Here is a 22914-nt window from a genome sequence, read left to right on the forward strand (position 1 = left end):
CGAAGATATTTTGACGATGGGTTGGAGTTTTGCTGTTTAAGCAAAAGGTGGAGGATGCGTAAAATGCACTGCTCTCTCATTTTTTTCGGTGATATGCGTTTTTCTGCTTTAAAATTTTGCTAAAAGTTTTTTTAAAAATTGTTTGATTGATTGCACTCTTGTTAGTGGCTCGTAGATAATGAAGCATGATTATCTGCACAATCAAGTTTGCTCCTTTGCAGTTTTTTAATCAAGATAAAGACTTGAAAAACAAGACCCTAACTTGTTTTGGTTAAAATTTTCGCTATTCGTTGTTATAAAAGCAAGTTTAAGTGAAGGTGTATATTAAAAATATCATCTATATCTTAATTTACTTTACTTTTCTTATTTACCAATAAACTATAATATCGTAAATACTAAGTAAGAGAAACAGATAATGAACTTTTTTCAAGAGTTTTAATAAAAACTGTATTTGGATTTATTGATAAAAAGGATCATTTGAAATTTAAGCGGGGGGTGTAATCTCATGAAATTAGCCACAAACAAGGAATTAATTAACAGCTGGTTTGCAAAGGAAGTTAAGAGTTACAATTGGCATATTCCAGAAGGCTTAAAGGATTTCTATGAGGATAGGAAAGATTCGTTAATAAGTGATGATAAGCTTCAACAGGAAATTTTGGACTTTTTAATACGGGATATGCCGTTAACACCGGACGATTCCAATCCATTAAAGATGTTTCTTGAACAAGGCTTTTCTTTTAGGGAGAAGCAAGGGGAGAGAATTTCTGATACTATTAGAGGTGAGCATTGGATACCTGTTAAAAGTGGAGAAAGCGTTGATCCATTTAAAGTGAATGATCCAGAAATTGACGCATCATCTATACCGGACAAACGAGAAAATACCCATACATTTACGATGACGTGTGATCGAAGAGAGCGTGCTTTTAGAGAAGAGTATGGGCTGGACAATCTTTTAGAAGAGATTAGATCGTCTCTCCGAGAGCAGGATAATAGTGAGAGTTACAATTGGTTAGAAAAGCTTATTGATCGTGCATTAAACAGTGAAGTTGCACCGTTACAAGAAACACAAGAAATCTACATTCCAGACATTCGTGATCATCGTTTAGATGAAAAATCATATGAGCTCGCTATAAAAATCATTCGACAAGCAGTCGGATGTCTTGGGATTCACTCACGTTTGTACAATGCTTGTTATTTTCAAAAAGCTTGTTCTTTGCGTGATCTTATATTCATTTTTGGCATAGGTGCTCAATTTGATATAAATGCTCTAGTTCTTGACGAAGTCATGAATATATCGACAGTTGATGACGCTAAAAATAACCTTTTAAAAGTGAAAGATTTTGGTGAGAAAAATAGCGATGTTATTGGTCTTGCTATGTCAAAAAAAGCGATATCTATCGATGACTTAAAAATAAAAAGGTATAGCGATTTTGATCCAAGCAATTTGCGTACGAATATCTTGTTTCATATTTCGCAATCGTCATTATTTCGTCCGTTTGAAACAATGATTGTCTTTAAAGCAGGGACTGATGATCAGATTGAAAAAACAATAAAAAGGTACGAAAGCGCCAATGGCATGAAGTTAAAAGAAGAAGCAGAGAAAGAAGCTTTAAAAAGAGTAAAAGTGCTATAAAAAGACTAATTGAGGCATTCAAAAGTCATTGGAAAATTATAAGTGACAACAAAAATGCAGCTGATTATCCTCCCTTCCATAAAACATTGCTCTTTGAAGGGGTGTGGTGTGCTAGAATATTTGAGGGCAGAGCTTGAGTTATTGAGCCTGATGAAGTGCTGTTGTTTGAGGGGAAGCTGGTTTGAATTTGATTTAAGGGGGGGATATGAATGGAATAATATTGATCGTTGCGCTGTTGCTTAATCAGAAATTAGCCACAAGATTGCTTTTTGTTTTTTCGCTTTGAGCTCTCTAAAGTTTTTTAAAAGGGTGTGTTCTTTTTCGCTATAGGTTTCTTGATCGTGGTGTAAGAGAGTTTCTTTTGTGGGCATATCTTCTTTTGTGGCAAGGTTTGCATAAAAGAAGTTTACGGGGACATCTAGTTTTTGGGCGATTTCGAGCAAACATTTTGCGCTTACACGATTGAAGCCTTTTTCATATTTTTGGATTTGTTGGAAACTGACACCTAAATGGCTCCCTAATTCTTTTTGGGAAAGCCCTATTGAAATGCGTCTGTGACGGATTCTTTTGCCTATCAAAATGTCGATAAAATGTGGATTTTTAGTTGGCACTTCAAGCCCCCCTCCGGTTGCGAGCGCCCTCGCATTGGTATTCCGGGAGTTAAAAACACTGACTTGACTCAGCTTTTTGCTTTTAGTGCTAAAGCACCTGGACATAGCAAAATCTCCCGGAATTCCGGGATACCCGCAAAGCGGGATAAATTTATGTGTCAAGTCTTCGGGTTTTTAATCCCTATTGATCGTTGCGTAGACGACCAAAATTACACTTTAAGTGATAAAGTAATTTCAGAAGATTAGCAAGAAAAATCAAAATAATCTCAAAGACTATAAGATTGGGTACTTTTTAAAAAAGTGCGAAATATGGATTATAAATCGCGTTTTTTGCTTAATCAGAAATGTCGATAAAATGTGGATTTTTAGTTGGCACTTCAAGCCCCCCGCTGGGGGCGAGCGCCCTCGCATTGGTATTCCGGGAGTTAAAGGTACTGAATCCGAGTCAGCTTTTTGCTTTTAGTGCTGAGAAGCACCTGGACATAGCAAAACCTCCCGGAATCCCGGGATATCCGCAATGCGGGTTTGTTTTTACGCTCGGATTTAGGACCTTTAATCCCTCTTGATCGGTGCGTAGACGATCAAAATTACACTTTAAGTTAAAGTAATTTCAGAAGCTTGGCAAGAAAAATCAAAAATTTTCTATTCTATTATGCCATAAACATCGCTCTTTGAAGGGGCTGTGGGGTGGTGGTTTGAATTTGACTTAAAGGGGGATATGAATGGAATAATGTTGATCGTTGCGCTTTTGCTTAATCAGAAATTAGCCACAAGATTGCTTTTTGTTTTTTCGCTTTGAGCTCTCTAAAGTTTTTTAAAAGGGTGTGTTCTTTTTCGCTATAGGTTTCTTGATCGTGGTGTAAGAGAGTTTCTTTTGTGGGCATATCTTCTTTTGTGGCAAGGTTTGCATAAAAGAAGTTTACGGGGACATCTAGTTTTTGGGCGATTTCGAGCAAACATTTTGCGCTTACACGATTGAAGCCTTTTTCATATTTTTGGATTTGTTGGAAACTGACACCTAAATGGCTCCCTAATTCTTTTTGGGAAAGCCCTATTGAAATGCGTCTGTGACGGATTCTTTTGCCTATCAAAATGTCGATAAAATGTGGATTTTTAGTTGGCACTTCAAGCCCCCCTCCGGTTGCGAGCGCCCTCGCATTGGTATTCCGGGAGTCTAAAAGTACTGAGCTTAATCAGCTTTTTGCTTTTAGTGCTGGGAAGCACCTGGACATAGCAAAATCTCCCGGAATTCCGGGATACCCGCAAAAGTGGGTTCATTCTTATGTATCGAGGTTTCGGGCTTTCAGTTCTCTATTGATCGTCGCGTATACGACCAAAATTACACTTTAAGTTAAAGTAATTTCAGAAAATTGGCAAGAAAAATTAAAAATTTTCTATTCTATTGTGCCATAAAACACTGCTCTTTGAAGGGGGAGTGAAAAGCTGGAATATTTGAGGGCAGGGCTTGATTTATTGAGCCTGATGAAGTGTTGTCGTTTGAGGGGGGTGTCTGAAGACTGTAAGGGGTACTAGGCAAAAAGCTTTGTTCGTTTACAGACCCGTGTTTACAGAGCAGTGCGGAGTGGTGGTTTGGAAGTTTCGTTTGGCTTTATTCTGTGAATGTGTAAAAGCGTAAAAACGTATATCCGTAAAATGATGCGAAAGATTTATGGATTTATGTATAGTTAAGCTGATTTTAAATTTAAAGTACTAGGTTATTCAGCAGGTAAAGCAGAACTTCCTAGTTTAGACAAAAAGACTAATACTGTACAAACAGTTCTGTATTTTGATGATAAAAAAGTTCTATTTGTCATAGCAAGAACAGCTATTCGAGATTTTTTGATATTGTCTCTAAATTTGGAACCACCAGTCAAAATATGGGCCTAATTTTATCAGTAAAATTAACTAAATCTAGTAACGATAATAGAGCTTACTATGTAATAAAATACACGGTATTGCTAATGAGACTTGACTTTAAAATAAGAATGCAAGTTCAATTTTCTAATCCAGAAACAAAAAACTTATGAGTTTAAAGATTATGAAATTTTAAACAGATGTTTTAATGGTGAAAAAATTTATTAATTTATTACAAGAAAAAATAGATGATACAAGTTATACTTGTCACCTTATTATAAAAATAAGCCCTCTGCGGGAACAGAGGGCTTCAATAGCGGAAAAAATTCTCAACATTGGGGTAAACAATGTCAAAAAAACTGATCTGCAAAACTTAAAAAAACGTATAAATTATGCACATTCATATCTTAGTACTTCATTAGGTATAAAGGCGATGGAGGAAATCGCACCTTCGGAAACCGTCACTACTAAGAATGTGTGTGAAGCTAGCAGAGAATTAAAAAAATGGCAAGCAGAAAAAAAGTTTAAACAAAAAAAGAAAACTTTGCTGTTTGTGCCCATAAATATAATGAATCAATTCCAAATAGTGCTTTTTATTTTAAAGCGTATCCAGAAACTGAAAATCAGTTAATTCACTACAATAAATATAATAACTAATTTAAAAAGAAATATTGTTAAAGAGAGCAGTGCTAAAAGACTGATTTAAAAAATAATTTCTCAAAAGCTGAAGATGATATCATAAAAGATATGGTTTAAAGACATTTTATTAAAAAAGGATACTTTAAAAAAATACGATACTTTACCAAGCCCTGTAATGAACAATTTATCGGAAATTACAAAAGCAACTTTTTTAACACCTACTTTAGAATTAAATGATGATGAGATATTAAGAAATGCATATAAAGGTGGCTTTGTTTTTTTAATCAAGACAGGGGGACATATATATAATGGAATTGAAGTATATGATGTTAACAGTATGTACCCAGCTATGATGTTAAAACTGTTACCTATAAGTAATTCTATCTACAAAAAAGACGAAATATTCACCAATTCATATTGGGCATGTTTTTTGTCATGGTATGGAGGAGTGAGAAGGATTGGGGGAAGTGTTTTCGTGAATGGAGGGGAAAGTTTAGAGGAAGAGGGGTGTTCAGTTGTTAAGTGTGTGATGGGAGAGAAAAAGGGGAATGGAGAATGAAGAGAGTGCGCATGGATAGGAGGAGAGTGTGGGTAAGGCGGGTATTGCAAAGAGATGCGTGAAGGATGGTGGTTTAAGGAGAGAGGGCTTGATTTGTTGAGCCTGACGAAGTGCTGTCGTTTGAGGAGTGGTTGGGTGTAAGCTTTATTTTGTGGGGAAAGCTGCTTTTTGACGTGGGATTGTAGACTAGTTCTGGTTGGGAATTTTCATTCTTTGAGACGTGGGCTGGAAGTCAATATAATAATATAGCAGATTTTGATATAATAATATAGCAGATTTTGATCTCATAATTTTTACATTCTTTCTTTTTTAAAGCAAATAAGAAAGAAAAATTAATATATTACTTGATATTGGTCTAAATGCTTATATCAAGAGGAGTATTTCTTTAAAAATTTTCACTTAACTTATTAAGTGATTTATTAGAATAAAAGACTCTTCTGAAGTTCATATCACCAATTGTATCGAAGGAAGTGTAACTTTAAGTGTAGAAAAGTTTAACATTGGATGGTTGGTATGAATTTATTTTTAAAAAAGAGTCCTTTAGCTCTTTTTTGCTCTCTCTTTATTTCTAAAGTTGGTGATTATGCTTATGAAGTTGTTTTTGTTTTACTGGTCTTAGAATTAACAGATAACACCTTTTTTATAGGTCTTGTGTATTTTTTTCGATTTATCCCTTTTCTCTTTTTTGGCCCTATAGGAGGTTGGTTAGCGGATAATTTTTCTTTGAAGAAAAATATGATCTTAAGTGAAGTTGTTAGATTATTAGCTTCATTATTCGTTTTTATAACCACTATAACAGGTACGGCACATATCATTGTTCTTATTGTTGCAGCAATATGTACAACGATAGGAAGAAGTATTTTCCAACCAAGTTTTCAAGCTGCTATTCCCAGAATGTTTTCAATAAAAGATCTTACAAAGGCCAATAGCATTGCTCAAATTATCATGGAAACTGCAGCCGTCATTGGACCTTTGGTTTGTTCCCTACTGCTTTTTTTAGCAAATAAATCGGCAGTACTCATTTTTGATTTTTTTACCTATTTTATATCTATTATCGTGTTATTTAATCTCATGAATTTAAATTCAAGCGAGAATAAATCATTCAATTTTATAAAAATTTATCGAGAAACAGCTTCATATCTTAAATATATTTCTACTGAAAATAAACATTTATTTATTACGCTGGTTGGATCGTCGTTTGCTATTCTCTTTACGGGTGCTATTTTAAGATTTTTAATTCCAGCTTTTGTTCTCTCTATAGGGGGAGAGGAGAGCCTTGTGAGTTATATTTTTTCTCTCATGGCTGTTGGAACTATTGTTGGTGGTTTGTTATATCATAAAATTATATTAAATATTACATCGTTGAAGCTCATGGTATTTTGGCTTCTTTATGGGGTTATTCTGTTTGTTATGCCCTTAGCTGCAGAAATTTATTTAAAATTCCTTCTCGTGTTAGCGTTTGTTTTAGGATTTATTGGTGCCTTTGTGGATATTGGTTTAGTTTCAGCTATTCAATTATATTCTCGTCGTGAAGATTTTGGTAAGAGTTTTGGAACCTTTTCAACTTTAGCGAACTCTGCGGAAGCAATGTCTGGCTTTATTGCTGGATTTTTGGCGCTTGTGGGATTGTTAAGCTCTTTTTTAGCGATGTCTGCCTTCATTATTTCCACGGGAATGATTGGCGTTGTAAAAATTAAGAAAAATAAAGAGTTAACACCTCTTAACACGACAGTCGATGACGACCATTGATATATTTGATATCTCCATGCCGTTTCTTTTTTCTAAAGACGGTTCGTTCATTATCTTATTCATGAGGTAAAAACACCGCTCTTTGAAGGGGGTGATCTGAAACGAAAGAGTGGTCATTGGTGGAAACTTGCTAGGCAAGCATTTGAATTCTTTACAGACCTTTGTTTATAGAGTGGTACGGGGTGGTGAACCTTTCCTTGGCTTTGTTCTGTAATGATGTAAAAGCGTAAAAATGTGTCTGTGAGAAAGGAGTAGAGGGGTTATGTATTGTGCGTGTTTTTTGTCATGATATGGAGGGGTGAGAAGGATTGGGGAGGTGAAGAGTGTGTGAATGGAGGGAAATGAAGAGTGCTGTTCGTGTGTTGGCTAGAGAGAAGAGTTTGGGAATAGCTGTGAATAGATTGCAGGGGTGATGTTGTAAAGAGGGGATGTGTAAAGAGGTGTGAAGAGAGAAAAATCGTGGTTGGCTTTTATATTCTATGCGAAATTTAACAATTATATTTACGTCTATATTTGTATGGGGGATATCCGTGAAATGGGTGTGAGAAGCATTGAGAAATGTTTTTTTAATAAGTGGGTGAATGAGAAATACAATAATAATCCTATTTAGGGGCACTCCTATTAGGGGCAATCCTGTTTTAGTTCTTGTTGTTTTGGACATTGTGTTTTTTATGAGAGGTGTTTTGATGGATGTGGATTCCTTAAAGAAAAACACAAAAATATCAAAAGAAAAATATAAAAACTTGACAAGGTAAATGTAAAAAGGTATCATAATGATACAATCGGAATTGTGCGTTTAAATCAGAAGAGATCTCTTGATAAAATTCTGTGAGAGGGGTGGGGATGTTTTTCCAAGGTTTTGGTGTTTGTTATCCTATGATGTTGTAAACCGGTGCTGTAAACCGTTTTTTGAGATGTGGTGGTATCAGGCGGGAAAGGCTTTAGGCAGAGGGGATATTGGCGAGGGATGTCGCTAGGTGCGCTTTTGTCTAATCTGAAATTAACCACAAAATTGCTTTTTGTTTTTTCGGCTGGAGCTCTCTAAAGTTTTTCAAAAGGGCGTGTTCTTTTTCGCTAGTGGTGTCTTGATCGTGGTGTAAGAGAGTTCTTTTTGTGGGAATATCTTCTTCTGCAAAAATATCAGTATAAAAAAAGGTAATAGGGACTTCTAGGATGTTGGCGATTTCCTGTAAACATCCTGCGCTTACACGATTGGAGCCTTTTTCGTATTTTTGGATTTGTTGAAAACTGACACCTAAATAGCTTCCTAATTCCTTTTGAGAAAGTCCCATTGAAATGCGTCTGTGACGGATTCTTTTACCTATTGAAATGTCATTGAAATGTGAATTTTTAGTTTGCACTTCAAGCTCCCCTCCGGTTGCGAGCGCCCTCGCATGAGTATTCCGGGAGTTTGAAAGCACTGAGCTCAGCCAGCCTTTTGCTTTTAGTGCTGACAAGCACTTGGACATAGCAAAAGCTCCCGGAATTCCGGGATATCCGCAAAGCGGGATAAATTTATGTACTGAGCGTTCGGGCTTTCAAATCCCTATTTGACCGTTGCGTGGACGATCAAAAACACAGAACTATCAATAAAGTAGTTTCAGAAGATTGGCAAGAAAATTAAAATATTTTTTAGTCTGTTATACTGTAAAATAGGAATGTTTGGGGGCGGTAATCTGATGTTAGTAGGGGAATTTATTGGGTAAGAGGTTGGATGATAGTTTAAAACCGGTGCGGGGTGGAAGCTTTATTCAGCAGAGGAAAATTTGCTTTTTGAAGTCGAATTGTAGATCAGAGCTTATCTGGCGTGTTTGATGAAACACCATTCTTTAAAGTGTGGGATAGCCATATGAAATAATCAGCAGGGAAATCTGATAGACGAGAAATCAGATTGTTAACAGACCAGTGTTTACAAAGTGGAGCGGGGTGGTGGTTTGGGAGTTTCATTTGGCTTTGTTCTGTAATAATGTAAAAGCGTAAAAATGGTGATCTGTAAAAATGGAGATCCGTAAAAACGGAGCAGAGAATTTGTGCTTTGTGGGTGTTTTTTACCTTTTAGTATGTGTCCCATTTTTTTAAAATTGCTGGTTGCTTTTGAGGTTTCATTCCTGATTTTCATATCATTTTTTGTGTTTGAGGTTTTGGTTTCTCTTTAGTTGGAAGGATCATGATGATGGTAGATGAACATTGTCTTCCCTTACGTCGAAGAGGGCGGAAAAAAGGGTCTTTGAATAAAACAACAAAGCGATTTAATGAAGCTCTTCTGACTGCGGCGGAGCAGGCTGGCTATCACTATGGTGAAGATGGGCTGGTGTCTTATCTTCAATATCATGCTCTAAACAATCCCGTACCGTTTTTTTCGCTTCTTGCAAAAGTGTTGCCTCTTCAGGGGACTGGAGAAGGGCAGGTTAAAACAGTTTCGCGTATCGAGATTGTACCAGTGAATGCAAAAAATAGTGAACCGGAGAAGCGTGATTTTTCAGCAACGGAGGCTTGTGATATTGAAAAATGTTAGGCTGAGGTGGATGATGCGGGGTGATGTCTTGCAAGGGGGGCTGCTTTGGTGATTGCTTGTCTTGAGGGGATTGAAGCGGAGGCTATCTTGCTTGTAGGCGCTCGTGATACTTGGCTTGGGTGAATGATGCCTGAGAGCCATGTGTTGGAGGAGATTTGGTGCAGGATGTTTGTGTGGTGGATATGGGACAGTGTTTTGATGGGTGAAGGGCGTGAAACTTGAGAGAAGTATTATGCTTGCGGGATGCATGTGTTTTGGTGGGGGTATCGGGGATAGACAAGTGTGAGGATTGGGGAAGCTTGAGAGGCATGATATTGGAGGATGTTGGGCTTTGGATATGCTTGAGAGCCATGTGCTGAGGCTATGATTTGGTGGGGGGATGCTGTGCTTGTGGTTGGGGGATGACAGGCGCGGTGTTTGAGGGGCGGTTTGGGGGGGGAATAGGGACCCTTGTGATTTAAGGACCCTTGGGGGCGCATATCGTGTATATGCGGGGTCCAAAGTGGTCAAAGGGGTTCAAAGGGGTTGAAGGGGGGGGCTTCATGCAAAAAAGTGAAATTCATTGAGTATTAGGATGAAGGAAGGTAAAGCGCTGCTTTTGAGAAGGGCGTTTTGCGTTCAATTGCTCTTTTCCTTTAATTGCTATTTTCTTTCAATTGTTCTGGGAGAATTAAACTTGGGATAAGCAAAAGGGTGAAGCGCAATTATTGCTAAAGTATGAAAATTTATAATGAAAATTGTTCAGAAAATTTCTCAAAAAATGGAGCAGAAAACGGCTCAAGTGGCTCTTATTCCAAAGCTTATTCCTGTTTTTACTGGAAAAGCAGATGTGCGAGCCGCTTGGGGAGGACGGGGTTCTGGAAAAACACGTTCTTTTGCTTTGATGTCGGCTGTTGTGGGATATCGCCATGGAATGGCTGGAGAACGCGGGATTATTCTTTGTGCAAGGCAATTTCAAAATTCTCTCAATGAAAGTTCTTTGGAAGAAATTAAACGCGCTATCGAATCTTACCCTTTTTTACAAGACTATTATGAAATCGGCGATAAATATATTAAGTCAAAAGATGGACGGATTGTCTATGTGTTTGCTGGGCTTGATCGCAATATCGCAAGTATTAAATCAATGGGGCGCGTTTTCCTTTGTTGGGTCGATGAAGCGGAGCCGGTCACTGAGACTGCTTGGCAAACACTTATTCCAACTTTGCGCGAAGAAGGAAAAGATTGGAATGCAGAATTATGGGTCACATGGAATCCGTGCCATGAAAATGCACCCGTGGAAAAACGTTTCCGAAATGTCGATAATCCTCATATCAAAGGGGCAGAAATTAATTGGCGTGATAATCCGCAATTTCCTGAAAAACTCAATCGTGATCGAATGGACGATTTGCAGCAAAGACCAGAGCAGTATAACCATATTTGGGAAGGCGAATATCTTCAAGCTGTCCAAGGGGCTTATTATCAGAAATGTCTTCTCGAAGCCGAAATGGAAGGGCGGATTACCACCGTTCCACGTGATCCTTTGATGCAGGTCAAAATCTTTTGGGATATCGGGGGAACAGGAGCAAAGGCTGATGCTACCGCATTGTGGGTTGCGCAATTTGTTGGACGGGAAATTCGAGTGCTCGATTATTATGAAGCCCAAGGACAGCCTCTCTCAGAGCATGTGGGTTGGGTTTTTCAAAGGGGATATGAAAAGGCTCTCATGGTTTTGCCTCATGATGGCGCAACAAAAGATCGTGTTTATAATGTGAGTTTTGAAAGTGCACTTCAACAAGCCGGTTTTCAAACTAAAGTGATCCCTAATCAAGGAACAGGCGCTGTGAAAATGCGTATCGAGGCCGTAAGGCGATTGTTTCCTGCACTATGGTTTAATCGTGAAACGACATGTGCGGGTAGAAAAGCGCTTGCTTGGTATCATGAAAAGCGCGACGAACAGCGCAATATCGGACTAGGCGCTGAACATGATTGGGCTAGCCATGGGGCCGATGCCTTTGGACTGATGTGTGTGGCTTATGAACAGCCAAATGCTAGAGCGCGAAAAAATACCTATCGCTCGTTTCACCATTCTCAAACGTCATGGATGGCTTTTTAATGAATATTTCTACAGATTCTACTTTTAATCAAATCGAAACGCTTGAAAATCAAGCACTTTTTAAAAAACTCGTGGAGTGGTATCAGGATGATATTGCCCATGTCGAAAAATGGCGAAAAAATGCCCAAGAAGATTACGATTTTTATAATGGACGGCAATGGAATGAGCAAGACTTGGCTGTCTTGCACGAACAAAACAGACCGGTTATGACTTTTAACCGTATTGCGCCTTTAATTAATGCCGTGATTGGGGCTGAGCGCAATAATAAAAGGCAAGTTCAATTTATTCCACGACAAGAAGGAGCAGCCTTTGCAAACCAGATTTTGACAGGGGCGGCTGAGTGGTTTCGTGATGAAGCCGATGGGGAATACGAAGATTCCGATGCCTTTCAAGATGCAATTATTTGCGGAATGGGGTGGACAGATACACGCCTTGATTATGAAGAAGATCCACAAGGAAAACCAATCATTGCGCGGCTCGACCCTATGAAAATGGTGTGGGATGCAAGTGCTGTTAAGCCTAATCTTATTGATGCACAACGCTTGTGGTATATTGATGAAAAACCCCTTGCTGTGGCTGAAGAAATGTTTCCCAATGTTCATTGGAGTGATCTTAATGCTGATTGGGTTAAACATCAGAGTTTTTCACATTCAACCAGCAATGGGATGACACAAAGTTATCAGTCCGAGAGGGGATATCAGGGAGAGTGGGAAGAGGGAGGGACCTATCAACGTCCTAAAATGGTGACATTGGTAGAATGTCGTTGGTTTGAACGCGAGGTGATTTATAAAGTTCTCGAGCCTCAAAGTGGAAAGTTTGTCGATTATTCAGAGCAAGATTTCCAAAATTTAAGTAAAACCTTTCCGCATGTTCAAGCAACAAGGTTGAACAGAAAAATTGTCAAAAGGGCATTTTTAGGCAGAAAGCTGCTTGAAGCGCCTGATAAGCCCTTGGTTCCACCCAATCAATTGGGATGGGAGTGTATTACCGGTACTTTTGATAAGTTAAGCCGGCACTTTTACGGACTTGTGCGCCCTACAAAAGATCCACAACGGTGGGCAAACAAATATTTTAGTCAAGTGATGCATTTGCTCAATAGCCAATCAAAAGGCGGAATTATGGCAGAGCGCGATGCTTTTGATGATGATCGACAAGCCGTCGAGAGTTGGGCTAGAGCTGATAGTATTACTTGGTTGAAAAGTGGTGCTGTGTCTGGGGGAAGAATTCAGCCTAAACCCGTGGCACAATTCCCGCAAGGGTTTTTCCAATTGTTTAATGAAGCAAAGAGCGCACTCGAACAGGTGACGGGGTTGTCTTCTGAATTTATTGGGACGCGAGCTGTCAATCAGCCTGGCGTTCTTGAACAACAACGGCGACAATCGTCACTTAATCTTTTGGCTTCCTTTTTTGATGGGTTGCGTCGATATCGGCAACGACAGGGAAAAATTATTCTCTATCTTATTCAAAATTATCTGTCCGATGGGCGGCTGGTTCGTATTGCTGGTGATGAAAATGCCCAGTATGTGCCGCTGACACGCGAAATGGTGACAAGTTTGGAATATGATATTGTCGTGGATGATGCGCCAACAAGTCTTAATGAAAAAGAGCGTACTTTTGCACTGATCATGCAATTGCTTCCTTTGATGCAAAATTTTGCAACGCCTGAAATTATGCTCGATCTCTTACGCTATTCGCCTTTACCGGCTTCACTTATTCATAAAATTGCGATAAAGGCGCAAAACTCTTTTCAAGAAGAGCAAAATGCCTCAGCGCAGATGGGGGGTAATATGGGAACAGAGCAGATAATGCAGATGTTGCAGACAGTAAAGGCTCAACAATAGGATGCTTTATGATGTGCTCTCTTGGATGAATTTCATCTATCAGAAGTTGCTTATCTAAACAATGTCCATAGTTTTACCCATGTTGCTTATGTCGTGCAATGTCGCCTCTCTTTATCTCAGAAGAGCTGTTGTGTTGAGCCGTAGTGTTGGTGTTGGGAAACATCTTTAATAGAGTCTTGCTGTCACGGCGGGGATATGGTGGGAGGTGTTTTGCTGTCATGGTGGGGGAGCCATGTGAGGAGAATGCTGGAGCCTAAGTGATGATGGGTAAGCATTAAGGGGACAAATGCTTATGGGGCTGTTTTATCTGAAAAATTTGATTTTATTGTTTAAAAAAAGAGAAGGCTAATGTCATGGATCAAGAACACTTAACGCCAGCAGAACAAAACCAATTGAAACAGGATTATCTACTCTCAACACAAGAGGGAGAAGACGGTGAAATTGGAATAGAAGAAAAAACTCTTGAAGATAATTTCCAAGGGCAAACGCATCAAAAACAGGACTCTTCGCAAAAGGCTGGAAAAGAAGTTCAAGGGGGAGAAGATGGTCCGCCAGATCCGCAAAAAGACTTTATGGGCTATATGCAATGGTTGGGAAAAACACTCCAAAAACAAGGGCTTTTACATGAAAAACAACAACCTTCTCTGGCTCGCGAAGCAGAACAGTTGCATGCGTTTTTTCAGCAGTCTGTTGCAAGTGTTAAACAAAAGCATCATGATTTTGATCAAGCCGCTGATTTTATTTATGAAACGCGGGCTAAACAGTTGGCAGCTTGTGCTTCTCTCTATCCTGAGATGGCCGATCCCAAAAATATTGATGCGTTGATTGGTGATGAGTTGAAACAGATCTTGCGCGATTGTGCGCAAAAAAATCAAAATCCGGCTGAAGTGATTTACTCTATTGCACAAAAAATTGGCTACACAAATGTTCCCAATAACATGGATGAAAATTTACAGGAAAGACACAATTCTGCACGTACACTTGCTGCTTATAACGGCTTGACGCCAAATGGGCCGATTTCTTTGGAGATGCTTGATAAAATGTCAGAAGCAGAGTTTAGCGCTTGGGTTTCTGATCCTAAAAATAAAGCTTCTTTTAATCGCTTAATGGGGGGAAGAGAATTTTAAAAAACAAGAATGTGGCAAGTGTTTTTTGTGGGAACGTGGAGAGGCTTTTAGCGCAGGGAATACGGGGGATTTCTCAAAGCACGGATGTGGTGAGGAGAGCTCTTATAAGGGGGAGGCAGACGCTAACAGAAATTAGATAAAACTCACGAACAACCTATTCACCATTTGAAATGAAATGTGGTGTTTTAACAACCGGCGCTTTGCCGGGTTTTTTATGTCAATAAAACTTTTAGAGGACAAAATGACTGTAACTTATATCGGACTTAATGACCCAATGGCAGTGCGCACATGGTCTAAATTACTAAACCAAGAAGTCTCAAAAGCACTTCCGATTGCACCGCTGATTGGAAATGACTCAAACAGTATCGTACAATTAAAAGATGAAACCACGAAAGCAAGTGGGGATGCTATTAGCTTTAATTTGCGTGTGCAGTTGCTAGGCGATGGGGTGAGCGAAGGGCAGACATTGGAAGGTAATGAAGAAGCTTTACAGTTTCTCAATGATCGTTTGGCAATTAATGAACTCGTTCATGCTGTGCGTGTCAAAAATGAGGGAACGATTGATCAACAACGAATTCTCCATGATTTGCGTACTGAGGCAAAAAATGGTTTGGTTGATTGGTATGCAGATCGTCTGAGTATGATGTTCTTCATTCAAGTGTGTGGATATACTGCAAAAGCTATTAACTTTGAGGGACGTACGATTAATCTTAAACCTGTCCATTATGGGTTTAATGCACCAACGGCACCAACCGATAAACGCGTCGTGCGCCCTAATGGAAAAACAAAAGATGAAGATTTAAAATCAAACGATGTTTTTGATCTTAAGCTCATTGATAAAGCTGTTGAACGGGCTAAATTGGCAAATCCTAAAATTAGACCCGTGCGGATCGATGGGGAAAATGTCTATGTGCTTTATCTTCATCCAACCCAAGTGACGCAATTGCGAACCAACACAGATGCGGGGCAATGGCTCGATATTACCAAGGCAATCTATAGTGGAAGTCGTATCAAAAATCCGCTCTATGATGGATCTTTGGGCATGTATAATGGTGTGGTTTTACGCGAAGCTGAACATATTACCGAAGGGGTCGAATCTGGGACGGCAAATAAAGCTGTACCAAATGTGCGTCGTGCTGTTCTCCTTGGTGCGCAGAGTGCTGTGATTGCTTTTGGTAAAGATCGAGGAGCAACACGCTATAAATTGGTGGAAGAACTCTTCGACTATGAAAGAGAATTCGGGGTCGCGGCAAAAACCATTATTGGTATGAAAAAAACTTGCTTTACCTTGCCAGGAAGTACGCAAGGGGCTCAGGATTTTGGCACTATCGTCATCCCAACTTATGGAGCACCCGCTTAAAGCGAATGTTTGCTCACTTCCCCCAACAAGAGGGATCTGTTGGGGGAAAAATTTAAAATGCTTCCAGAAACAAGGACAGGCTTATGACCACTTTATCCACTGACCCCCAAAATCTAAACCTTACACATTCAGACCATTCTAAAACTTTTGCTTATATGGTCGCCCTTATTCAAGATGAAATTGATGATACAACAGCGGAATATTCTCTGCAAATTCAAGATTCAATTTTTACGGCTTTGCGTTTGTGTGAACGCGAACCCTTTTTCTTTAATGAAAAAAGAGAAAGGACGTTTAAAACACAAAGTGGTAAAACATGGTATGGGCAAGAAGAGGGAGTTTTTATTGAATCAGAAAAGAGTTTGGAGGGCGTCTTTTTAGCAACAAAGAATGCAACACCAACAAAGTTGTTCTTTAAGCCCTTGGAAGTGTTGCATCAACAATATGGTATGAATCCTGCGCTAGGAACGCCATTCTTTTATACGTGCCTTGATCAAAAAATAGGACTCTTTCCAACACCAGAACATGTGGAAACTGTACAGCTTTCTTATGCTCCTGTTCATTTTGCCGATGAACAACTAAAAGAGGATGATAATCCTTGGTTGATTTATGCTTTTGATCTTATTAAAGCACGGGCAAAATATGAACTTTATAAAAATATTCTTAAAGATCCTGAATATGCCGCCGTTTCTTTCAGAGATTTTCAAGAACAGCTTCAAGCTTTGCGTATTGAAACATCGCGCCAAAAAGGTTCTTCAAAGATTCGCCCAATGCGTTTTTAAAAGGCTTTGTTCCAAATCGTTGATGGCTGGTTTGTCCCTTATGGTTGGATGAGCGCTGGGGATTGATGGTGAAGGGCTGGTGGATGGCGCTGGGTATGCCATTATTTATGGTATCGTTCTTTCGATGCGTTGGTCAACTTAAGGTTGTGTGTTTTGTTGGATTTTATGCCTTTAGAGTTTTAAGGGCTTTTGTGGTTTCAATCAGTAAGCTTTGGTGTTTTGAATGGTACTAGGCTCTTCAAAGATTTATGGAGAGTTTAAAGGCTTTTTCCCAGTTGTTGGGGTGATTGCGGGCGGTTGATTTTGGTCGGGCGCTGGTGGATGGCGCTGGGTATGCCATTATTTATGGTATCTTTTTTTCGATGCGTTGGTCAACTTAAGGTTGTGTATTTTGTTGAATTTTATGCCTTTAGAGTTTTAAGGGCTTTTGTGGTTTTTTATCAATAAGCCTCGGTGTTTTGAATGGCACTAGGCTCTTCAAAGATTTTATGGGGGTCTTGATGGCTTTTTTCCCAATCGCTGATTATCGACCCGATGTGGCGGATATCAATGGAATTTTTACCGATGAACTTGTTAATGTGCTACCGGCTGATGGCTCCTATATCCCTATGCCAAGTTTTGAACCTTTATCAGAGCCTTGTCCTGAGCCAATTTTAGGCGCTCTTGCGGTTAAAACAAAAAATGGGGTTTCCATTATTGTTGGGACAAGAGAAAAAATCTTCTTGCTTGATAATACAACAATGAACTGGAAAGATATTAGCCAAAAAGGAAAATCTTATCTGGCTAATATCGATGCTCCGTGGTCTTTTGCTTTGTTTGGTGATTTTATCATTGCGGTGAATGCCAATGATAAACCACAAGTGATTGATATTAATCATGATAAAAGATTTAGAAATTTAGGAGGAAATCCACCACAAGCAGGGATTGTTCGAATCTGGGGAGATTTCGTTTGTTTGATGAAATTAACCGAGCATCCAAGACGGGTTCATTGGTCTGGATTAAATGATGCTGAATTTTGGACCGTGGGGAAAAAAAGTTGCGATTATCAAGATTTTCCTGATGGCGGATTTGTTCAAGGGGCAACGGAGACAACAAATCCAATTATCTTTATGCGTTCTGCAATCTATGCCGGTTCTTTTATCCCTGGCTCTAAGATTATTTTTAGTTTCCAAAAAATACACGATAAAAGAGGCGCAAAAAATGCTGAATCAATTGTTTGTCGCGGTGATTTAGCATTCTTTGCCGATGAGGGCGGTTTTTATCAAATAACAAATGATGGACAGATTATCCCCATTGGGTTCGAAAAAGTCGATCGAACGATGACCGCAAAATCAAGGCAGGATAATTTGTATACCATGTCTGCGGCTATCGATGGGGTGTATAATCGTGTTTATTGGATGGTTGATTCTGATGAGAATCTTCATAAACGTATCTTGCTCATTTATGATTGGGGATTGCAAAAATGGACAAAAGCTCTCGTCGATATCAAAATGATATTGCCTATTTTCTTAGCCGGAACAACCCTAGAAGGTCTTGATTTTGTAACAGAGAATATTGATAATTTGTCCTTTTCTCTCGATAGTAAAGTTTGGAAAAATGAATCGCCTATTCTGGGGGCATTTGATCAACAGGGCAGACTTGGTTCGTTTTCTGGTTCTCCTATGGCTTGTGTGGTGACATCACAAGAAATGGGGCAGACAAATGGCATGATAACACGGGTGAAAAATATTATGCCTCAAGTCAATAGTGGAAAGTTTTATTTGTCTGTGGGAATGCGCTTTCGACAATCTCTTGAAGAGGAAACTGTTTGGTTGCCAGAAAAACAGCCCTCTTATAATACGGGACAAATTCATTGTCGCGCAAGGGCACGGTTTTATCGCTTTAAATTGCGCATTCCTGAAGGGGTGAATTGGACTCATGTCACCGGATTTGATGTGGAATTGACGCGGGCCGGCATGCGATAGGCATGCCCTTTTGTAATACCATGCGATAGGATCACGCCCCTATTATTAAAGAATAAATGCTCATAGACCAAAGCCTTTATAAACAAAGGAACAAGGTGGTGCGTCATGCTTCATGCTTCATGCTTTTCTGCGATAAAGGAAAAATAGTCTGCACAATGGCTTATTTTTATAAAGAAGAAGTTTCCTTTTTGTTGTGACAAAGAGATGATGGGGCTTTTTTTCTTTTATTGTGCGGGGGGCATGGAACATGAGAAATGCGTAGGGGGGATGTTCTTTAAGGGGAGATGAGTGATAAAGCTAAAAGAGCCAAAGTTATGATGCAAGAGAGTCAAGATTTATATTCTGCTCATTTGACAGAGCAGTGGCCATGGGAAAAAATAGCGCCCTATCAAGAGGCTCTCAATGCTGCATTGAGAAAATATGCTCGGCGCTTTCCTGATGATGTTTGTCTGGAAAAAATTGCTGAAGAAATCGTTACAGGACAAGCACAATTGTGGCTGGTCTTAAAAAATAAAATCCAATTTAGTGCTTTTGCAATAACCAAAGTTGAAAGTGCCCATACGGGAAAAAAATGCGTCGTTCTCTCTGATCTTGCTGGAGAGGGAGGGCTGAAATTGGTCAAGTTGATTGATGAAGTCGAAAAATGGGCGCGAACAATTAATGCTGAAGAAATGCACATGTTTGGAAGAACTGGATGGGCGAAAAAGCTCGCTCATCACGGATATTCTCGTAATCTTATTCAATATAGAAAGGTTCTCAAGTCATGAGTAGAAAAACCACACCTCAAGTGCAGACAACAACACAAACAAATGCTCCACCTGCTTGGGCGGCTGATATTTTAAAACAAGCCAGTGCTGATGCACTTGGACTTTATAATAAAGGGATTGGCGGAAACGTTTATCAGGGAGACAGAGTCGCTGGTCTTAGCGATATGACAAAAAATGCTCTGACCGGTTTACAACAAGCAGCAGGGCTCTATAACAATCCAACGGTAACGCAATGGTTGAATGCACCAACCAACAGCGCTACAAATCTTTCCGGTATGGCTAAGGGAAGCTGGATTGGAAGCAATAGTAAATTTAATACTGCATTGCAAAATGCTCTGAATAAAACTTCCGATGCAATTAATCAATCAATGTCTGGGGCAGGACGTTATGGCTCTGGGGCTCATACCGGTGTGCTGGCCGATGAGCTAGGCGCCTTGGCAACAAATGCTGCAGCGCAGCAATATAATCAAGATATTAACAATATGATGAATGCAAACCAGATGATTGATCGCTCTCAGAATGATCAGGTTAATGCGGCAAATAGCTATTATCAAGGGCAGAGTAACGTGCAAAGCAATGCTTTGAAAGGGGGCATGATTCAAGATGTAAATCGTCAAAATATCTTAGATGCTGAACGCCAAAAATGGTCAGAAAAAGATAATCAAGATTGGAACCGATTGCAAAGCTTGTTACAGGTCGGGACTCAGGCTGCTGGAAATTACGGAACGACTTCCGGAAAATCCACGACAATGCCTTCTGTGACAAAAGATCCATTGCGTGATGCGCAGCAAGTGCTTGGATTGGTCGGCGGAATTTTAGGGCTTTGTGATGTGAGGGCAAAAGAAAATATTATCCCTGTGGGGCAGAAAAAGGGATATCCACTTTATACCTTTAATTATAAAGGAAATCCACAACGTTATCAGGGCGTTATGGCGCAAGACGTGTTGCGTGTGAAGCCGGAAGCTGTTTATGTCAATGCAAAAACAAAATTATTGCATGTTGATTATGACAAAATAGGACTGAAAATGGAGAAAATGAAAGAGGAGAAAATACCGGCATCTAAAAATAAAATTGCGGCTTTCTTTTCTTCATTTTTTGCTCGTTTTCCCTTTTTGAATAAAGAGTATCTTCTATGAGTTCGATTTATGATTGGTCAATTATCGCATCAGAAAATGCTTATGCCGACGAGAGTATAAACTGGGCAGAAGGGCAACCTCCAAGCACAGTTAATGATAGTGCTCGCGCTATGATGCAACGCATCAAAGAATATTTGTTGGATAATGGGGGCGGGATTGAAACACAGTTTACTGTTGATGTGAAGAACGAGAGGACATCACTTCGTTTGGCGACAAAGTCTTTTTTTGAGACTTATATGGATGGCATTGTTGTGCGCTTCAAAGCACAAGGCGCCAACAGAGGAATAACAAATGTTTCTTTAAATCAATTACTTCCACGACCAACTTATATGGCAACGCCAGAGGGTATTATGCCTTTAAAGGGCGGAGAAATTCAAAAAGGGGGGCTTTATGAGATCGTCTATACGCGTGATATTGCCGGAAAAAATGCTGATGGCTGGTTTTTAACCAATCCTACTATAAAACTTCCTGAAATTCCGCCCTTTCCTCCTTTACCGGAAACGTTTTCTTCTGGATTTATCGGGACTTTTGCTACAGAAAAAATACCCTCTGGATGGTTACTGTGTGATGGTAAAGAATATTCGCGAAGGAGCTATGCCAATCTCTTTGCTGTTCTGGGAGAAACATGGGGAAAAGGAGACGGGAGAACAACATTCAATGTTCCCGATTTGCGTGGAATGTTTTTACGGGGGCTCGATAGTGGAAAAGCAATTGATAAAGGACGTCGCTTGGGAAGTCGACAAGAAGAGTCTTTTAAATCTCATACCCATGAAGGAAAAACAGATTCAACAGGCAAACACCAGCATAGTTATCCAATGATTGACAAGGTAGTTTGGGATATGAATCACGGTGAATATGATAGAAGTCTGGCTCAAGTCTACAATAAAGATCGGTTAACGAAGGCTGCAGGAGAGCATGAACATAAGGTCTTGTTGCAAAAAACAGGGGGTGATGAAACACGCCCTGTCAATATGGCGGTGATTTATGCTGTCAAAGCCTGAGAATGAAAGCTTTGAGAAAGATAAAAATGATTGCAAAATATCTGTTATGAGAAAAAGTCTTATAGAATATATTGTGCAGAAAGTTTTGAGGCGCTTTAGAAAAAACTCAACTCTCTTTATTATTTTATTTTTTGTGCTGCCTTTGTTGGATGTGTAACGGTCAGTTTGCCTATTGTTCTTTAGAGGATCAAGACAGTGATTATTGAAGGTAGGGGTAAAAGAGAACAAAAAAACTTTCTTTATTCATAGAGTTTTTGCTGAGGAATAAAGACTTTATCCAAAATGCTTCTCTCTTGTGGTATCGTGATACATTATTAAAGCACTGGGTTTAAGGTGCTGGTGGGCGATGACAAAAAGCCCATGGATAAAATTTTATCTTGTTATGCCGTAAAACATCGTCATTAAAACACTATTATTGAAGCTGGTGATATAAGGAAAATAAGATATACAATACTTGATCCATTTAAGTATTGAAGAGACATCTATTCAGTGGAGGGCTTGCTTGGTTAAACCTTATGCCAATGAATCATATAAATGATTAGCAGACGGAATCCTTTCAGAGTAGTTGAATTGTTTACAAACCGATAGGGGCTAAAATCTTCGTCCTTTGAGGTGGTGGGAAGAGGTCAACGGATATGTCTATTTAAAGTGAGGAAAGGCAAAATGGTTCTCTCCTTCTTTTGGGAGTGTATGTAAAAAGCGTTTATTCTTTCAAAATGGGCGCTTTGTTGGCTAGAGCAGATTGGCGATGCGTTACATGGTGAGGCATTGAACTCTCTTAGATGGCATTTTGTGCTTATCAGGCAACTTCTTGAAACAGAATGAGAGTGATACGAGAAAATCTGTAAGACAATAGTTTATCCTGTTGTGTCGTAAAATACTATTGTTTGAGGTGCGGTTAAAATTTTATGCATGGGATGCATTCCAAGGTGCATTTGATGAGGGAAGCCAAGCCAAATCCGTTAGATAATAAGCCAGATTGTTTACAGATTGTTGTTTATCGATTGGCATTATTTAAAGACCGGTGGGGGTGGCTTTGTCCTTTTGGGGAAAGTCAACAAAGCATGCAAGGTGACATGTATTTTTCTTTGGTTTCAGGTGGTAAAATCATCATTTTAGGTGGAAAACAGAATATAATCTAAAAAAATACCTTGTAAAAATTTTCGATGAAGAAATTTTTTTCAAAAGCCTTTCACATAGTTGTCTGAGATTGTCTGAGATTGTCTGAGATTGTCTGAGATTGTCTGAGATTGTCTGAGATTGTCTGAGATTGTCTGAGATTGTCTG

18 protein-coding genes are annotated in these 22914 nt (G+C 39.3%); 15 read left to right on the forward strand and 3 right to left on the reverse strand.

Going from position 1 to position 22914, the window contains the following annotated elements:
* Positions 1-505: 505 nt before the first annotated feature.
* A complete protein-coding gene (locus ACFIJR_RS04125; protein ID WP_375653677.1) occupies positions 506-1633 on the forward strand; it encodes a hypothetical protein in 1128 nt (375 codons plus the stop codon).
* Between the two features lie 239 nt (positions 1634-1872).
* Here the strand turns inward: ACFIJR_RS04125 and ACFIJR_RS04130 are convergent, their stop codons facing one another.
* Positions 1873-2244, reverse strand: coding sequence for a helix-turn-helix domain-containing protein (locus ACFIJR_RS04130; RefSeq protein ID WP_375653678.1), 372 nt, complete (start codon positions 2242-2244; stop codon positions 1873-1875).
* A gap of 752 nt (positions 2245-2996) precedes the next feature.
* A complete protein-coding gene (locus ACFIJR_RS04135) occupies positions 2997-3368 on the reverse strand; it encodes a helix-turn-helix domain-containing protein (RefSeq protein ID WP_375653678.1) in 372 nt (123 codons plus the stop codon).
* Between the two features lie 938 nt (positions 3369-4306).
* On the opposite strand from ACFIJR_RS04135, the gene ACFIJR_RS04140 reads away from it, so the two are divergent.
* From ACFIJR_RS04140 to ACFIJR_RS04150, 3 genes are all read left to right on the forward strand, one after another.
* Positions 4307-4729, forward strand: a complete 423-nt coding sequence (locus ACFIJR_RS04140) for a hypothetical protein (protein ID WP_375625381.1) — start codon at positions 4307-4309, stop codon at positions 4727-4729.
* Positions 4730-4858: 129 nt separating this feature from the next.
* Positions 4859-5296 (forward strand): DNA polymerase, encoded by a 438-nt coding sequence (locus ACFIJR_RS04145; RefSeq protein ID WP_375651941.1) that lies wholly within the window; start codon positions 4859-4861, stop codon positions 5294-5296.
* 513 nt (positions 5297-5809) lie between these two features.
* Positions 5810-7045: an MFS transporter gene (locus ACFIJR_RS04150; protein ID WP_375625382.1), complete on the forward strand. Its 1236-nt coding sequence runs from the start codon at positions 5810-5812 to the stop codon at positions 7043-7045.
* Positions 7046-8034: 989 nt separating this feature from the next.
* Here ACFIJR_RS04150 and ACFIJR_RS04155 read toward each other — a convergent pair.
* Positions 8035-8406 carry a helix-turn-helix domain-containing protein gene (locus ACFIJR_RS04155; protein WP_375653697.1) on the reverse strand — a complete coding sequence of 124 codons (372 nt, stop codon included), beginning with the start codon at positions 8404-8406 and terminating at the stop codon, positions 8035-8037.
* A gap of 812 nt (positions 8407-9218) precedes the next feature.
* Between ACFIJR_RS04155 and ACFIJR_RS04160 the strand changes: the two genes are divergently transcribed.
* The 11 genes from ACFIJR_RS04160 to ACFIJR_RS04210 all read left to right on the forward strand — a co-directional run bounded on the left by ACFIJR_RS04160 (position 9219) and on the right by ACFIJR_RS04210 (position 22769).
* Positions 9219-9560 carry a hypothetical protein gene (locus tag ACFIJR_RS04160; RefSeq protein ID WP_375625412.1) on the forward strand — a complete coding sequence of 114 codons (342 nt, stop codon included), beginning with the start codon at positions 9219-9221 and terminating at the stop codon, positions 9558-9560.
* 730 nt (positions 9561-10290) lie between these two features.
* Complete coding sequence (locus tag ACFIJR_RS04165) at positions 10291-11652, forward strand: PBSX family phage terminase large subunit (RefSeq protein WP_375648314.1); 1362 nt, start codon at positions 10291-10293, stop codon at positions 11650-11652.
* Positions 11652-13493, forward strand: coding sequence for a portal protein (locus tag ACFIJR_RS04170; protein ID WP_375653679.1), 1842 nt, complete (start codon positions 11652-11654; stop codon positions 13491-13493). The genes ACFIJR_RS04165 and ACFIJR_RS04170 overlap by 1 nt, the downstream gene beginning before the upstream one ends.
* Before the next feature lie 353 nt (positions 13494-13846).
* A complete protein-coding gene (locus ACFIJR_RS04175) occupies positions 13847-14620 on the forward strand; it encodes a hypothetical protein (RefSeq protein ID WP_375653681.1) in 774 nt (257 codons plus the stop codon).
* Between the two features lie 241 nt (positions 14621-14861).
* Positions 14862-15980 carry a N4-gp56 family major capsid protein gene (locus ACFIJR_RS04180; protein WP_375625388.1) on the forward strand — a complete coding sequence of 373 codons (1119 nt, stop codon included), beginning with the start codon at positions 14862-14864 and terminating at the stop codon, positions 15978-15980.
* 83 nt (positions 15981-16063) lie between these two features.
* The gene (locus ACFIJR_RS04185) at positions 16064-16759 is read left to right on the forward strand and encodes a hypothetical protein (RefSeq protein ID WP_375625389.1); all 696 of its coding nucleotides are present in this window, start codon (positions 16064-16066) and stop codon (positions 16757-16759) included.
* 500 nt (positions 16760-17259) lie between these two features.
* A complete protein-coding gene (locus ACFIJR_RS04190) occupies positions 17260-18723 on the forward strand; it encodes a hypothetical protein (RefSeq protein WP_375653682.1) in 1464 nt (487 codons plus the stop codon).
* Between the two features lie 284 nt (positions 18724-19007).
* The gene (locus tag ACFIJR_RS04195; RefSeq protein WP_375626325.1) at positions 19008-19490 is read left to right on the forward strand and encodes a hypothetical protein; all 483 of its coding nucleotides are present in this window, start codon (positions 19008-19010) and stop codon (positions 19488-19490) included.
* Positions 19487-20626, forward strand: coding sequence for a tail fiber domain-containing protein (locus tag ACFIJR_RS04200; RefSeq protein WP_375626323.1), 1140 nt, complete (start codon positions 19487-19489; stop codon positions 20624-20626). Before ACFIJR_RS04195 ends, ACFIJR_RS04200 begins: the two co-directional genes overlap by 4 nt.
* Positions 20623-21627 (forward strand): phage tail protein, encoded by a 1005-nt coding sequence (locus tag ACFIJR_RS04205; RefSeq protein ID WP_375626321.1) that lies wholly within the window; start codon positions 20623-20625, stop codon positions 21625-21627. The genes ACFIJR_RS04200 and ACFIJR_RS04205 overlap by 4 nt, the downstream gene beginning before the upstream one ends.
* A 938-nt stretch (positions 21628-22565) precedes the next feature.
* Complete coding sequence (locus tag ACFIJR_RS04210; RefSeq protein ID WP_375626319.1) at positions 22566-22769, forward strand: hypothetical protein; 204 nt, start codon at positions 22566-22568, stop codon at positions 22767-22769.
* Positions 22770-22914: the final 145 nt, after the last annotated feature.

The organism is Bartonella sp. OD88NMGDW, assembly GCF_042193775.1.
Lineage (GTDB): Bacteria > Pseudomonadota > Alphaproteobacteria > Rhizobiales > Rhizobiaceae > Bartonella > Bartonella grahamii.